At 69.5% G+C, this 13,450-nt stretch carries 14 protein-coding genes and 1 other RNA gene; 6 read left to right on the top strand and 9 right to left on the bottom strand.

What is annotated here, in order from left to right; translation table 11 throughout:
• Position 1: 1 nt before the first annotated feature.
• The 3 genes from AB4Y68_RS05970 to AB4Y68_RS05960 are packed head-to-tail and all read right to left on the bottom strand — an operon-like array spanning position 2 to position 2,843.
• On the bottom strand, positions 2 to 466 hold the full coding sequence (locus tag AB4Y68_RS05970; RefSeq protein ID WP_441454591.1) for a hypothetical protein: 465 nt from the start codon (positions 464 to 466) through the stop codon (positions 2 to 4).
• Positions 467 to 489: 23 nt separating this feature from the next.
• Positions 490 to 2,073 (bottom strand): 2-polyprenylphenol 6-hydroxylase, encoded by a 1,584-nt coding sequence (ubiB, locus tag AB4Y68_RS05965; RefSeq protein WP_441454590.1) that lies wholly within the window; start codon positions 2,071 to 2,073, stop codon positions 490 to 492.
• Positions 2,061 to 2,843, bottom strand: a complete 783-nt coding sequence (locus AB4Y68_RS05960; RefSeq protein WP_441454589.1) for a class I SAM-dependent methyltransferase — start codon at positions 2,841 to 2,843, stop codon at positions 2,061 to 2,063. Before AB4Y68_RS05960 ends, ubiB begins: the two co-directional genes overlap by 13 nt.
• 91 nt (positions 2,844 to 2,934) lie before the next feature.
• Here AB4Y68_RS05960 and AB4Y68_RS05955 point away from each other — a divergent pair, with 91 nt between their 5' ends.
• Together AB4Y68_RS05955 and AB4Y68_RS05950 are read left to right on the top strand one after the other, a co-directional pair.
• Positions 2,935 to 3,228, top strand: coding sequence for a 4a-hydroxytetrahydrobiopterin dehydratase (locus AB4Y68_RS05955; protein WP_441454588.1), 294 nt, complete (start codon positions 2,935 to 2,937; stop codon positions 3,226 to 3,228).
• Positions 3,225 to 4,019 (top strand): SDR family oxidoreductase, encoded by a 795-nt coding sequence (locus AB4Y68_RS05950; RefSeq protein ID WP_441454587.1) that lies wholly within the window; start codon positions 3,225 to 3,227, stop codon positions 4,017 to 4,019. The genes AB4Y68_RS05955 and AB4Y68_RS05950 overlap by 4 nt, the downstream gene beginning before the upstream one ends.
• Before the next feature lie 195 nt (positions 4,020 to 4,214).
• On the opposite strand, the gene thrS is transcribed toward AB4Y68_RS05950, so the two are convergent.
• The 4 genes from thrS to AB4Y68_RS05930 form a co-directional block, all read right to left on the bottom strand.
• Positions 4,215 to 6,155, bottom strand: a complete 1,941-nt coding sequence (gene thrS / locus AB4Y68_RS05945) for a threonine--tRNA ligase (RefSeq protein ID WP_441454586.1) — start codon at positions 6,153 to 6,155, stop codon at positions 4,215 to 4,217.
• The gene (gene yidD, locus AB4Y68_RS05940) at positions 6,152 to 6,400 is read right to left on the bottom strand and encodes a membrane protein insertion efficiency factor YidD (protein WP_105562548.1); all 249 of its coding nucleotides are present in this window, start codon (positions 6,398 to 6,400) and stop codon (positions 6,152 to 6,154) included. Before yidD ends, thrS begins: the two co-directional genes overlap by 4 nt.
• 80 nt (positions 6,401 to 6,480) lie before the next feature.
• On the bottom strand, positions 6,481 to 6,951 hold the full coding sequence (locus AB4Y68_RS05935) for an iron-sulfur cluster assembly scaffold protein (RefSeq protein ID WP_441454585.1): 471 nt from the start codon (positions 6,949 to 6,951) through the stop codon (positions 6,481 to 6,483).
• Positions 6,952 to 7,161: 210 nt separating this feature from the next.
• Positions 7,162 to 7,989, bottom strand: coding sequence for a tetratricopeptide repeat protein (locus tag AB4Y68_RS05930; RefSeq protein ID WP_441454584.1), 828 nt, complete (start codon positions 7,987 to 7,989; stop codon positions 7,162 to 7,164).
• 93 nt (positions 7,990 to 8,082) lie between these two features.
• On the opposite strand from AB4Y68_RS05930, the gene AB4Y68_RS05925 reads away from it, so the two are divergent.
• The gene (locus tag AB4Y68_RS05925; RefSeq protein ID WP_441454583.1) at positions 8,083 to 9,480 is read left to right on the top strand and encodes a leucyl aminopeptidase family protein; all 1,398 of its coding nucleotides are present in this window, start codon (positions 8,083 to 8,085) and stop codon (positions 9,478 to 9,480) included.
• A 79-nt stretch (positions 9,481 to 9,559) separates the two neighbouring features.
• Positions 9,560 to 10,363: a C40 family peptidase gene (locus AB4Y68_RS05920; protein WP_441454582.1), complete on the top strand. Its 804-nt coding sequence runs from the start codon at positions 9,560 to 9,562 to the stop codon at positions 10,361 to 10,363.
• 215 nt (positions 10,364 to 10,578) lie between these two features.
• Here AB4Y68_RS05920 and AB4Y68_RS05915 read toward each other — a convergent pair whose 3' ends face one another.
• Positions 10,579 to 11,247, bottom strand: coding sequence for a c-type cytochrome (locus tag AB4Y68_RS05915; protein WP_441454581.1), 669 nt, complete (start codon positions 11,245 to 11,247; stop codon positions 10,579 to 10,581).
• A gap of 141 nt (positions 11,248 to 11,388) precedes the next feature.
• On the opposite strand from AB4Y68_RS05915, the gene AB4Y68_RS05910 reads away from it, so the two are divergent.
• Complete coding sequence (locus AB4Y68_RS05910) at positions 11,389 to 12,111, top strand: 3-deoxy-manno-octulosonate cytidylyltransferase (RefSeq protein ID WP_441454580.1); 723 nt, start codon at positions 11,389 to 11,391, stop codon at positions 12,109 to 12,111.
• A gap of 166 nt (positions 12,112 to 12,277) precedes the next feature.
• Here AB4Y68_RS05910 and nudC read toward each other — a convergent pair whose 3' ends face one another.
• Entirely contained in the window at positions 12,278 to 13,201 is a 924-nt protein-coding gene (gene nudC, locus AB4Y68_RS05905; RefSeq protein ID WP_441454579.1) for an NAD(+) diphosphatase, read from the bottom strand.
• Between the two features lie 86 nt (positions 13,202 to 13,287).
• On the opposite strand from nudC, the gene ffs reads away from it, so the two are divergent.
• Positions 13,288 to 13,381: signal recognition particle sRNA small type (gene ffs, locus AB4Y68_RS05900), an RNA gene on the top strand.
• Positions 13,382 to 13,450: the final 69 nt, after the last annotated feature.

Raw genomic sequence — 13,450 nt, 5'->3', positions numbered from 1 at the left:
ATCAGTCGCCCTGCGCCGGACGGTACAGCAGGGCGTTGATCTGATCCTCGCCGTCGAACGAGATGACCCAGTCGGTCGCCTGCTTCTCGAAAACGACGCGGAACAGCTCGGCGCCGTCCTTCTGGCCGCGATACTCGATGGCCTGGATCGCGCCCAGCTGCCGGACGCGGGACGCAAAGTCGGCGGTCCGTTCGCGGATCTGCTCCGCCAGGTTGGGGCTGAACACCGAATAGTCGATCTTGTCGGACTGAAGCGAGGCGATCACGGCGCGAAGCGCCTGTTCCGAACGGGCGATGTCGGGCGCTGTAGGAGCGGGAGCGGGCGCCTGGGCGGGCGCGGGATCCGGTTTTCCGAAGGCGTCAGGAAGCGTCGCCGCAGCCGTCGTCTGACCCGCCGTCTGGGCCGTCGCCGGCAGGGCGACGAGGCTCGCGGCCAGCATGGAGGCGGCGCGGATCAGCATCTTCATTACCGGCGGGCTCCGAACAAGCGTCAGGCGACGATCGCGGGCCAAAGAGTCAGGACCAGGGCGGCCATCGACGCGCAGACGGCGACGGTGACGGCGGCGACCACCCAGGGCCGGGTTCCGGCCTTCTCGATCACCAACGTCTGAGACGACGGCGGGTTCTGCACCAGACGCGACAAAGCTTTCAGGGCGGCGAGGGCCTCTTCCAGCGTCTCCTTGACCTGAGCCGAGGGGCCCAGCTCGCGCTTGATCCAGCGCTCGACCACGGGCTTGGCCGCCTCCCACAGGTCATGGTCGGGATTGAGACGGCGGGCGACGCCTTCGACCGAGACCATGGTCTTTTGCAGCAGCACCAGTTCGGGCCGCATGTGCATGTCGAACAGGGCGGTGATCTCGAACAACTGGCCCAGCAGGCGGCCCATCGACACCTGGCTGGCCTGACGGCCGATGACCGGCTCGCCCACCGCGCGCAGGGCTTGGGCGAAGGTGTCGACCGAGTGGTGCGGCGGCACGTAGCCGGCCTCGAAATGGACGCGGCTGATGCGGTCGTAGTCGCGGCTGATGAAGCCCCACAGGATCTCGGCCAGGTAGCGGCGCTCGGCCGGTCCCAGACGACCGACGATGCCGAAGTCCACGGCGGTCAGTTCGGCGGGGGCGCGGGCGAACAGATTGCCCTCGTGCAGGTCGGCATGGAAGACGCCGTGGTCCAGCGCCTGGATCAGGAAGGCGCGCACCACCTTGTCGGCCAGGGCGTCCTTGTCGAGCCCGGGCAGGGTGTCCAGCGCCGGGTCGGTCATCGGCAGGCCGGGGGCCCATTCCAGCGTCAGCACCCGCTTGCCCACGCCGTCCCAGACGATGGCGGGGGCGGACATGTAGCCGTCCTTGGCCATGACCTCGGCCAGTTCCGAGGCGGCGGCGGCCTCCAGCCGCATGTCCAGCTCGAGCTGGAGCGAGCGGGCGATGATCTCGACGAAGGCCTGAGGCTCCAGCCGCCGGGCGGGCTCGACGAACCTCTGCACCAGCTTGGCGCCCAGGCGCATGGAATCCAGACCGCGCGCCACGCGGCGCTCGACGCCGGGCCGCAGCACCTTGACCGCCACCTTGCGGCCGTCGGCCAGCCAGGCAGGGTGCGCCTGCGCCAGCGAGGCGGCGGCGACCGGCTCGCCCAGATCGCGGAACAGGCTCTCGACCGGGCGACCCAGCGAGCGCTCGATCTCGGCGCGGGCCTCGTCCAGCGGGAAGGGGGGCAGCTTGTCCTTCAGTCGGCCCAGATCCTGGGCGAACTGGATGCCGAAGATGTCGGCGCGCGTCGCCAGCACCTGACCCAGCTTGATGGCCACGGGGCCGAGGTGTTCGAAGGCCTGGCCGACGCGCTGGCCGGGGCGACCGGCGCGATGCTTGCGGCTGGCCGTCATCTGCACCAGCCGGGCGAAGGGGCGGGTCCAGACGGGCAGAAGATGGGTCGCCTCGCGCGGGATCAGGGCGTCGTGACGCGCCAGCACCCAGCCCCAGCCGATCAGGCGCAAGGTCGCGCCCAGCGGATCGCGGACCGGCTCCGGCGTCGGCGCGGGCGGCGGGGTCTTGACGGACAGCCGGCTCAGATCGCCCACCCGTGGTGGATGGCCGCGATCCCGCCCGACAGGTTGGTGACGCTGACGCGGCCGAAGCCAGCCTCTTCGATCATCCGCTTGAAGGTTTGCTGATCGGGGAAGCGACGGATGCTCTCGACCAGATACTGGTAGCTGTCGCGATCCTTGGCGACCCATTCGCCGATGCGCGGAATGGCGTGGAAGGACCAGGCGTCATAGGCCTTGCGCAGGGCTTCGGTCGTCGGGCGCGAGAACTCCAGGCAGATGAAGCGGCCGCCCGGCTTCAGCGCGCGTCGCGCCTCCTTCAGCGCGCCCGAGACGTCGGACACGTTGCGGATGCCGAAGCTGATCGAATAGGCGTCCAGACAGGCGTCCGGCAGGGGCAGGTTCATGGCGTCGCCGACGCCCCAGGCCATCTCGGGCTCGCCGCCCTTGGCCACGCCGTTCAGGATCATCTCGGCGTTGTAGTCCATGACGATGACGGTGGCGTCCTCACCGCCGCGCCGCGCTTGCGCCGCGCGCGCCATCTTCGAATAGCGCCGCGCCATGTCGCCGGTGCCGCCGGCCATGTCGAGGATGACCTCGCCGGGCCGGGCGTTCAGCTTGGCCGCCGTGGCGTCCTTCCACAGGCGGTGCACGCCGGCGCTCATCAGGTCGTTCATCAGGTCGTAGTTGGAGGCGACGGAATCGAACACCCCGCGCACCATGCGGACCTTTTCCTGGGCGTCCACGTCGCGGAAGCCGAAGGAGGAGGTCTTGCCAGAGGGGGAGGTGCTGTCGGCCTGGGTCATGGATGCGGGTGTAACGCCTCGCGCGCGCGGCGTCACGGCTTGTCGCCCTTTCAGAGGCGGGATACGCCTGATGAAAATCAAGGAGACGCTCATGACCGCCCTCGACGTGAACGCCGTGCTTCAGGGCCTGCCCGACTGGCGCCGCGCCGACGATCCGCGCCCGGCCATCGCGCGGTCGCTGCGCTTCAAGGACTTCAACGCCGCCTTCGGCTTCATGACCCGCGTGGCCCTGCTGGCCGACAAGGCCGACCACCATCCCGAATGGTCGAACGTCTACAACCGGGTCGAAGTCCTGCTGACCACCCACGATGCGGGCGGGGTGACCGAGAAAGACGTGGCGATGGCCCGCTTCATCGACGACGCCGTGAAGGGCCAGGTCGAGTGAACGCGCCTCGCCAGGGCCGCGTCGCGGGCAAGGCCGCCCTCATCACCGGGGCGGCGGGCGGTCTGGGCCAGGCCATGGCGCGGATGCTGGTCAAGGAAGGCGCCAAGGTCGCCGTCTCCGACCGCGACCTGAACGGGGCGAAGGCTCTGGCCGAGGCTATCAACGCCGACCATCCGGGCGCGGCCTTCGCCTATGAGCACGACGTGACGCGCGAGGACGACTGGGTCCGCGTGGTCGCCGCCGCCGCCGAGGACATGGGCGGCCTGTCGATCCTGGCGAACAACGCCGGCATCGGCGGCCAGCTGACCTGGGCCGAGCAGGACACGCTGGAGAACTGGCGGCTGGTTCAGGCGGTGAACATCGAATCCGTCATGCTGGGCTGCAAGCACGCCCTGCCGCATCTGCGGGCCTCGGGCGCGGCCTCGATCGTCAACATCTCGTCGATTGCCGGGCTGGCTGCTGCGCCGGGCATGGGCGCCTATAACGCCACCAAGGCGGCGGTCTGGCTCTACACCAAGACGGTGGCGCTCGAATGCGCCAAGGCCGGCTGGAACGTCCGCGCCAACTCGGTCCACCCGGTCTTCATCAAGACGCCGATCCTCGACCCCTTCGTCGCCCTGGCCGGCGGCGACGAGACGACGGCGCACGAGAAACTGGCGCGCGGCATCCCCTTGAAGCGCATCGGCGAGCCCGACGACGTGGCCTACTGCGTCCTGTATCTGGCCTCGGACGAGTCCAAGTTCGTGACGGGCGCGGAGTTCAAGATCGACGGCGGCATGACGGCGCAGTGACTTGAACTCCGCTCATCCCCGCGGAGGCGGGGACCCAGTAAGAGCTTCACACGCCGCGGTCTGGATAGGCTTTGTGACTATCGGCGCATGAAACGCTCGCAGCCAGAGCACTGGGTCCCCGCCTCCGCGGGGATGAGCGGGTACATTGAGCCCAAAGAAAAACGCCCCGGCCTTTCGACCGGGGCGTTCTCATGTTCAGACCTCGCCGTCGCGGAGGCGCTTCAGGTCAGGCGGGGTGGCCTCGTCCGTCAGCAGGGCGATGGCTTCCTCGATGGTGACCACGGTCTGGGCCTGGCTGCCCAGGCGGCGGATGGCGACCTTGCCTTCCTCGGCTTCCTTGCGGCCGACGACGGCGATGGCCGGCACCTTGCCGACCGAGTGTTCCCGGATCTTGTAGTTGATCTTCTCGTTGCGCAGATCGGTCTCGACGCGCAGGCCGGCCGCCCGGAACTTGGCGGCGACCTCTTCGGCATAGTCGTCGGCGTCCGAGGTGATGGTCGCCACCACGGCCTGGGTCGGCGCCAGCCACAGCGGGAAGGCCCCGGCGTAGTTCTCGATCATGATGCCGATGAAGCGCTCGAAGCTGCCCAGGATCGCGCGGTGCAGCATGACCGGGCGGTGCTTCTGGCCGTCCTCGGCGATGTAGGTCGCGTTCAGGCGTTCCGGCAGGACATAGTCCAACTGGATCGTGCCGCAGGTCCATTCGCGGCCGATGGCGTCCTTGACGATGAAGTCCAGCTTGGGCGCGTAGAAGGCGCCGTCGCCCTCGGTGACGACCGGCTCGGTCCCGGCGGCGCGGGCGGACTCGGCCATCAGGGCCTCGGCCTTGTCCCAGAACTCGTCCGAGCCGGCGCGGTTCTCGGGGCGGGTGCCAAGGCTGATGTAGGCCGTTTCCATGCCGAGATCGGCGTGGACGCTGCGCGCCAGTTTGATGAACTCGGACGTCTCCTCGACGATCTGGTCCTCGCGGCAGAAGATGTGGGCGTCGTCCTGGGTGAAGCCGCGCACACGCATCAGGCCGTGCAACGAACCCGACGGCTCATAGCGGTGGCAGGCCCCGAACTCGGCCATGCGCAGCGGCAGTTCGCGATAGGAGCGCTGGCCCTGGTCGAAGATCTGCACGTGGCCCGGGCAGTTCATCGGCTTGAGGCTCAATTCCTCGCCCTCGACGGTTTCGCAGACGAACATGTTGGGACGGTACTTGTCCCAGTGGCCGCTCTGTTCCCAGAACTTGCGGTCCAGAACCTGCGGCGTCTTGACCTCGACATAGCCGGCGGCGTCCAGGCGGCGGCGCATATAGGCCTCCAGCACGCGCCACAGGACCCAGCCCTTGGGGTGCCAGAAGACCATGCCACGGCCTTCTTCCTGCATATGGAAGAGCTCCATGGCGCGGCCCAGCTTGCGGTGGTCGCGCTTCTCGGCCTCCTCGATGCGCAGCAGATAGGCGTCCAGGTCCTCCTTGGTCGCCCAGGCGGTGCCGTAGATGCGCTGCAGCTGGGCGCGCGAGGAATCGCCGCGCCAGTAGGCGCCGGCCAGCTTGGTCAGCTTGAAGGCCTTGCCGACGAATTTCGTGGTCGGGAAGTGCGGTCCCCGGCACAGGTCGGCCCATTCGCCCTGCTTGTAGACGGTGATGGTCTCCGTGCCCGGCAGGTCGCGGATCAGCTCGGCCTTGTAGGTCTCGCCGATCTTTTCAAAGTGGGCGATGGCCGTGTCGCGGTCCCAGACCTGACGCTCCAGCGGGGCGCCCCGGTCGATGATCTCGCCCATCTTCTTTTCGATCTTGGCGAAGTCGTCGGTCGAGAAGGGCTCGTCGCGGGCGAAGTCGTAATAGAAGCCGTCCTCGATGGCCGGGCCGATCGTGACCTGGGTGCCGGGGAAGAGCTCCTGCACCGCCTGCGCCAGAACGTGAGCCGCGTCGTGACGGATGGTCTCCAGCGCCTCGGGATCGTCGCGCATCAAGAGGCGGAAGTCGCCGCTGCCGTCGATGACGCGGTCCAGGTCACGCTGCTCGCCGTTCCAGACGACCAGGGCCGCCTTCTTGGCCAGCGAGGGCGAGATGGCGGCGGCCACGTCGCGGCCCGTCGAGCCGGCCGGATACTGACGCACGGCGCCGTCGGGGAATTTCAGTTCGATCATGACGGTCGTTCTTTTTCGATCTTGGCGGGCGGCACGGGATCATAGCCCGAACCGCCGAAGGGATGGCATTTACAGAGACGGCGCACGGTGAGCCATCCCCCCCGAACCGGACCGTGCTGGAGCAGGGCGTCGCGCCCATAGTCCGAACAGGTCGGCAGAAACCGGCACGACTGGCCGAAGAAGGGGGACAGTGTCACCTTATAGCCCCGATGGGCCGCGCGGACGCTGCGTTCGTAGAGAGACATCTGTCCCTTCGCCGGGGGCTCTGTTTCGGGTTCGCCGCGCTTATCCCTCTTCATTGCAGGGGGATCAACCGGACGACGCTTCAGGCCGCGCCGGCGAGGCGAGTTCGCGTATCGCTGTGGTGCTTTTCCAACGCCTGATTGACGGCGTCGAGCGTGGCTTCCAGCGCCACCATGGTCGAGGCGTGGCGGGCGGGATAGTCGGCGACCTGTTTCAGCACCCGCAGGCCCTCGAAGCGGCCCTCGGGGCCTTCGCCGCCGGATTTCAGCATAGCCAGCATGGCGTCGCGGGCCTCAGCAATTTCATGGGCCGAGGCGCCGAGGATGCTCTCGCCCACCACGCCCGCCGCCGCCTGACCCAGGGCGCAGGCCTTCACCGCCTGGGCGAAGTCGATGATGCGACCGTCAGCGTCGAGGACTACGTCCACCGTGGCCTTGGACCCGCAGAGTTTGGCCACGCGCTCGGCGCTGCCTTCGGGTGCAGCCAGACGCCCGCTGTGGGGTAGGTTGGCCGCCAACGACAGGATGCGCGCGCTGTAGAGGTCGTCGATCATGGGGAGAAGATAGGCGCGATGGACGGGAGAGAGAAGGTGCGATCCTCACTGCCGGTTCCTTCCTGCCGTCATCCCGGACGGCCGAAGGCCGATCCGGGATCCAGGCCGTGGCGTCATGCTCTTCGTCGCCCCTGCAAGGCTCTTCCGCCTGGGTCCCGGATCTTCGGCTCGCGAGCGAGCCTGCGTCCGGGATGACGGAAGTTAATGGCGTCAGCCGCCCTGAACCGAGGACCAGGTCCGCGCCGTGCCGGTCTCGGCGACAGGGACGGCGGCGGCAGCGGACGCAGCGGCGGTGCGCTCCGCCAGCCAGCGCAGGTTGGCGTCGGCGACCTCGGGCGGCAGGTCGCGGCGCAGGATGGCTTCGGCCTCGGCGGTCTTGCCCTGCAGGCCCAGCGCCAGGGCCAGGTTCTGGCGCACCTTCAGGCTGGCGGTCGGCTGGGCGGCAGCGCGGCGCAGCAGGATTTCGGCGGAAGGCGCGTCGCCTTCGCCCATGCGGGCGATGGCGGCGTTGGTCAGGACGTCGGGATTGTCGGGCGACAGGCGCAGGGCCTCGGTCCAGGCCGCCTTGGCGTCGTCGGGGCGGCGCACCTGCTGATAGGCCACGCCGAGCAGCGACAGGGGGCGCCAGTCGCGCGGGGCTGTGGCGCGGGCCTGTTCCAGGGCAGCGATGCCGTAGAAGGCGTGACCGCGCGCGATATGGGCGCGGCCGACCTCCAGCATGGCGTCGAGATTGGCGGGCTGGACGGTCAGGACGGATTGCGCCGTCTCGGCGGCCTGATCGAACTGGCCCATTTCGCGCAGCGCCTGCGCCAGCTTGACCCCGGCGACCGGGTCCAACGGATTGATCTGCTGTTCCTGCGACCAGAAGACCGAGCGGCTGAGGGCGTCCACGCGGTCATAGCTGGCCCGGGTCGCGGCGTCGGCGGGCTGGCGGGCGACGGGCGCTTGCGCAGGGGCGGGCGTTTGCGCCTGAACAGCGCCCGTCAGGCCCATCAGGGCCAGCGTCATGGTTGCGGCGGCGGCGGCGGTGCGCGACATGGAGAGGGTCCGGACGGTTTCCTGCGGCGCCAGCGTCGCGCCTCCGCGTCAAGGTTTGGTTAAGCGGCCTTAAGGGCCGGAAAGGCTCGCCCCATGTCCGTCGTCCATCCCGACCTGCTGATCGCCGCTTCCCAAGACGAGGCGAACGCCGCGCGCCCGGTGCGCGTGGTGACGCAGGGGCAGGCGTTGACCGGACGACAGGCCGCCTGGGCCGAGGCCAACGGCTTCACCGGCAAGGCGGGCCAGCTGCTGATCCTCCCCGGCGAGGACGGCGCGGCGCTTGAGGCCCTGTTCGGCGCGGGCGAAGCCTTCGAGCCGATGACGGCGCGTTCCCTGCCGACGCGTCTGCCCGCCGGCGACTGGCGGCTGGACGGCGTCGAGGGCGAGGCGGCTCAGCAAGCCGCCCTGGCCTTCGTCCTCGGCGGCTACCTGTTCGACCGTTACAAGGCCCGCCCCGAGCGCGGCCGCGCGCGCCTGGTCGCGCCCGCAGGGCTCGACCTGGCCGAGACGCTGAATATCGCCGCCGCTGCCGCCCTGGCCCGCGAAATGGTCGACACCCCCGCCGCCGACATGGGGCCGTTGCAGATCGAGACCATCGCCCGCGAGATCGCCCAGAGTGCAGGCTCGACCCTGACCGTCACGACGGGCGACGCATTGCTTGATGCAAGTTATCCGGCGGTTCACGCCGTCGGCCGCGCCGCCGCCCCGCATCGCGCCCCGCGCGTGCTGGAAATCGGCTGGAAGCTGGACCAGACCGACCTGCCGCTGGTGGCCCTGGTCGGCAAGGGAGTGGTGTTCGACACGGGCGGTCTGGACCTCAAGCCCGCCGCCGGGATGCGCAATATGAAGAAGGACATGGGCGGTTCGGCCCATGCTTTGGCTCTGGGCCGCTTGATTATGCAGGCCGACCTGCGCGTGCGCCTGGTGGTGCTGGTCGCCGCCGTCGAGAACGCCGTGTCCGCCGACGCCTTCCGCCCCGGCGACATCCTGTCGAGCCGCAAGGGCCTGACCATCGAGATCGGCAACACCGACGCCGAAGGCCGCCTGATCCTGGCCGACGTCCTGACGCGGGCGGGCGAGCATGAACCCGATCTGACGCTGGACTTCGCCACCCTGACCGGCGCGGCGCGCATGGCGCTGGGTCCCGAGCTGCCGCCCCTCTACACCGACGACGAGGCCCTGGCCGAGGGCATCCTCAGCGCCGGTCGCGCCGTGGGCGACCCCCTGTGGCGCATGCCGCTGTGGGCCGGCTATCGCGCCTCGCTCGACAGCGAGATCGCGGACCTGAGGAATGATTCCGCCGCCTGGGCCCAGGCCGGGTCGGTGACGGCGGCGCTGTTCCTGCAGAAGTTCGCCCCGACGACGGGATCCTGGGCGCACATGGACATCTTCGCCTGGAACCCGCGCGCCCGTCCGGGCCACCCCGAGGGCGGCGAAGCCCAGGCCCTGCGCGCCTGCTATCGCTATCTACGCGACCGATTCGCCGAATAGCCAAGGCTGTTAACGCCCGATTTGGCTTCGGCGTTTACAAACGGCGGTTCACCCGCGTGAATCGCCGCCGAGTCCTTGCTTGTCCGACCTCCTGGCCCTTCTTCCGCCCGGCCCGCCTCTGATCCTTCGGGACGGAGACCGGACCGTTTTGGCCGAACAGGCGCTGGAAGGCTTGATGCGGGCCGAGGCCTATCGCCGGACCGAGCCCATGCATTGCCGGGTTCCGGTCGCGGACATTCTGTCGGACGCGGACCAACGTATCGACCAGCTGCTGCACGGCGAGGCCTTCGACGTGCTGCATCGCCAGGGCGACCGAGTTTGGGGCCGCGCCCGCCGCGACGGGATCGTCGGCTGGGTCACGCTGGACCTTCTGTCGCCCGGCGCGCCCTTGGCTACGCGCCGCGTCTCCTCGGTTTCCGCCGCCCTGCCGCTGAACGCCCTGGTCGGCGACGCCGCCGAGGGGTTGAGCGCTGACGATCTTCAACCCGTCGGCGATTTCGAGCGCGAGCCGGTCGCCGTGGCCGAACGCCTGCTGGGCCGTCCGCACGCCCTGGGCGCCCGCTCCTCGTTCGAGACCGACTGCTCGGGTCTGGTGCAGCAGGCGCTGCTGGCCTGCGGCCTGCCCGGCCCGCGCCGCTCCGACGCCCAGGCCGATCTGGGCCGCCCCGTCGCGCGCGAGGCGGCGCAGCGCGGCGACCTCGTTGTCTGGATGGCCCCGAACCGCGACCACGACTGGACCGGTCACTCGGCCATCATGGTCGACGCCGATCAGGTCATCCATTCGACCGGCGCGCGCGGCGGCGTGGTCATCGAGACCCTGGCCGAGGTCGAGGCCCGGCTGACGGGCGAAGGCTTCGCCTCGGCTGTCTTTCGTCGGATCTGACACGCTCTATCCCGCTCATCCCCGCGGAGGCGGGGACCCAGTGCTTTGGCTGCAACCGCTGCGCTGAAGTCGAGGGCGCATGCCTAGCGGGCGCGCCCGTGGCTCTCACTGGGTCCCCGCCTCCGCGGGGATGAGCGGGTGTAAAGGCGGGGGCCCAAACGCAGAAAGGCGGCCCGAAGGCCGCCTTTCCAAATCGTTCGACTGTGGCTCGAGCCTTAGGCGGCGGGGGCCGCAGCCGGAGCAGCCGGAGCCGCGCCCTCGGCGGCCGGAGCGGCCTCCGTGGCGGCGCCTTCAGCGGCCGGGGCCGCCGCAGCAGCGGCGCCCGGCTGGCGGGCCGGATCCGAGGCCGGGATGGCGAAGCCGCCCGAGCCCTGCGTGCGCAGCCAGGCGATCAAGTTGATGCGGGTCTTCTCGTCGCGGATGCCGGCGAACGACATCTTGGTGCCCGGGACGTAACGGCCCGGCGCGGTCAGGAAGGCGTCGATCTGGTCATAGCCCCAGGTCGGCGCCTCGGCCTTGTGCTTGGCCATGGCGTCCGAATAGGCGAAGCCGGCGCGGTGCATCACCGGACCGCCGATCACGCCCCACAGGTTCGGACCGATCTTGTCGGCGCCGCCGCTGTGGGCGTCGTGGCAGGCCTGGCAGCGCGCGAAGGCGGCTTCACCAGCGGCCAGATCGGCGGTCGGCAGGACCGTGCCCCAGTCGATCGGCAGGGCAGCCGGTTCGGCGCCCGCGGACTCTACCGGCGCGTCGACGAAATAGCCCATCTTCTCGGGCGTCTTGGTCTGGTAAACCATCCCCGACACCTGCTGGACTACCAGAATGACAAAGGCGGTGCCCAGGCACGCGCCCATAATCTTGTTCCACTTCAGATCGCCGCTCATGCGCGTCGTCGCATCCCGTCTCTAAGGCCCAAACCGCGATGCGGCGTACAGGCGTATCCTTGCGTGGGCGTCTCTTACACGCTAGCGCGGCCTTCGCAACCGGCCCGGGTGCTTCCGGGCGTCACAGGACGCGTCAAGTCGATGAATCCGCTGATATTGATACCCGCTCGCATGGCCGCGACCCGTTTGCCGGGCAAGCCGCTGGCCGATATCGGCGGCCAGCCCATGATCGTGCGCGCCTGGCAGCAGGCGGCCCTGTCCGGCTTCCGCGTCGCCGTGGCGGCGGGCGATCCCGAGATCGTCGCGGTCGTCGAGGCGGCGGGCGGCCTGGCCGTCCTGACCGATCCGGCCCTGCCCAGCGGCTCCGACCGCATCCGCGCGGCGGTCGAGGCGGTCGATCCCGACGGCGCGCATGACCTGGTCATCAACGTCCAGGGCGACATGCCCTTCGCCTCGCCCGATCTGGCGCGGGCCTGTGCCGAGTTGCTGAACCGCGAATCGGCCTGCGACATCGCGACCCTGGTGGCGGCCGAGGCCGACGTCTCCGACCGGATCAACCCCGACGTGGTCAAGGCCGTTTTGGCCCTGGCTGAGGGCGAGACCAGCGGCCGCGCCCTCTACTTCACCCGCTCGACCCTCTACGGCGACGGCCCGATCTGGCGCCACGTCGGCATCTACGGCTATCGTCGCGACGCCCTGATGCGCTTCTGCGCCGCCCCGCCGTCGCCGCTGGAGAAGCGCGAAAAGCTGGAACAACTGCGGGCGCTGGAAATGGGGCTGCAGATCTGGGCCTCGGTGATCGAGGAAGCCCCGCTGTCGGTGGACAACCCGGCGGATCTGGAGGCGGCGCGGGCGCTGGCCTGATCCTTTCTTCCTTCTCCCCTTGCGGGAGAAGGTGGCAGGCGAAGCCTGACGGATGAGGGGTCTCTCAAGTGTTGGATAAAGGGCTGCGACACGCCGTCGCGAAACCCCTCATCCGACCTCGCTGCGCTCGGCCACCTTCTCCCGCAAGGGGAGAAGGGCCTCCAGCTTAAGCCTCTTCTTCCGCCCAGGTCGCCAGCAACCGCCGCGCGATGGCGTAGGGCGGCGGCGCGTGGATCGCGCCGTGCGTTCCGGCCAGCACCGCCCGCGCCTCGGCCCGCGTCAGCCAGGCCACGGCTTCGAGTTCGGTCTGGTCCGGCGCGGCGTCCTCGGTGGTGACCTCGGCGATCAGGCCGATCATCAGCTGGGCCGGGAAGGGCCAGGGCTGGCTGGAGTGATATTTGACGCTCGACACGGTCAGGCCGGCTTCCTCCATCACCTCGCGGGCGCAGGCCTCCTCGATCGATTCTCCGGGCTCCATGAAGCCGGCCAGGGCCGACATCCGGCCCTCGGGCCAGACGGCCTGACGGCCCAGCAGGCAACGCGGTTCCGCCCCGCCCCTATAGACCGGCAACATGATGACGACCGGATCGACGCGCGGGAAATGCTCGACGCCGCAGGCCGGGCAGATCCGCCGCCAGCCGCCCGAGGCCTGATCCGTCGCCTGACCGCAGGCGGCGCAGAAGCCGTGCCGGCGGCGCCAGTCGAACAGGTTCTTGGCCGTCCCCGCGATGGCGACATCGGTTTCCGTCAGGGCGGCGGCGGCCGCGCGCATTTCGATGAACTGGCCCAGGCCCTGGGCCGGGCCGCTGGTCGGGTCGATCGAGCCCTCGAACTCGACGGCGAAGGCCGGCGCGCCCTTCCACAGACCCAGGAAGACGTCGCGGTCCGGCGCCAGGTCGCGCCCGTGCGCCAGCGCCAGCCAGACCAGCCGCTGTCCGCCGTCATGGTCCTCGACCAGAGGCCGGCCCTCCCACAGGACCATGGCCAGGGCCTCGGGGTTGGCTTCCTGCTCGCCCAGCCAGGCGGCGTCGTTGCGAAGGTCGCCCGAGCGGTCGAGCGGATTGCCGGAGAAGACGTTGCGATAGGACATGGCGCTTCATACCCCCGACGCTGGCGATGGGGGAGGGGTCTTGCTTAGAGCTCTTGATTCCGGGGCCGCCAACCGTCATATCCCTCCTCGGAGATCGCGGGCGAAGGCTTCGCCAACTTGGTCAGGGCCGGAAGGCAGCAGCCACAACGAATTCACCTTCGGGTCGCGGTCTCTACTTTCCATCTTTGTGGCGCTACCGCTCGCCATGCGATGGCTCGCTGCTTGAGCGCGTGATTTCAGACAGATTAG

The sequence above is a fragment of the Brevundimonas sp. 2YAF1 genome, from assembly GCF_052114745.1.
Classification (GTDB): Bacteria; Pseudomonadota; Alphaproteobacteria; order Caulobacterales; family Caulobacteraceae; genus Brevundimonas.
Note: the sequence above shows the minus strand (reverse complement) of the source record. Positions and strands in the feature narration are given on the sequence as shown.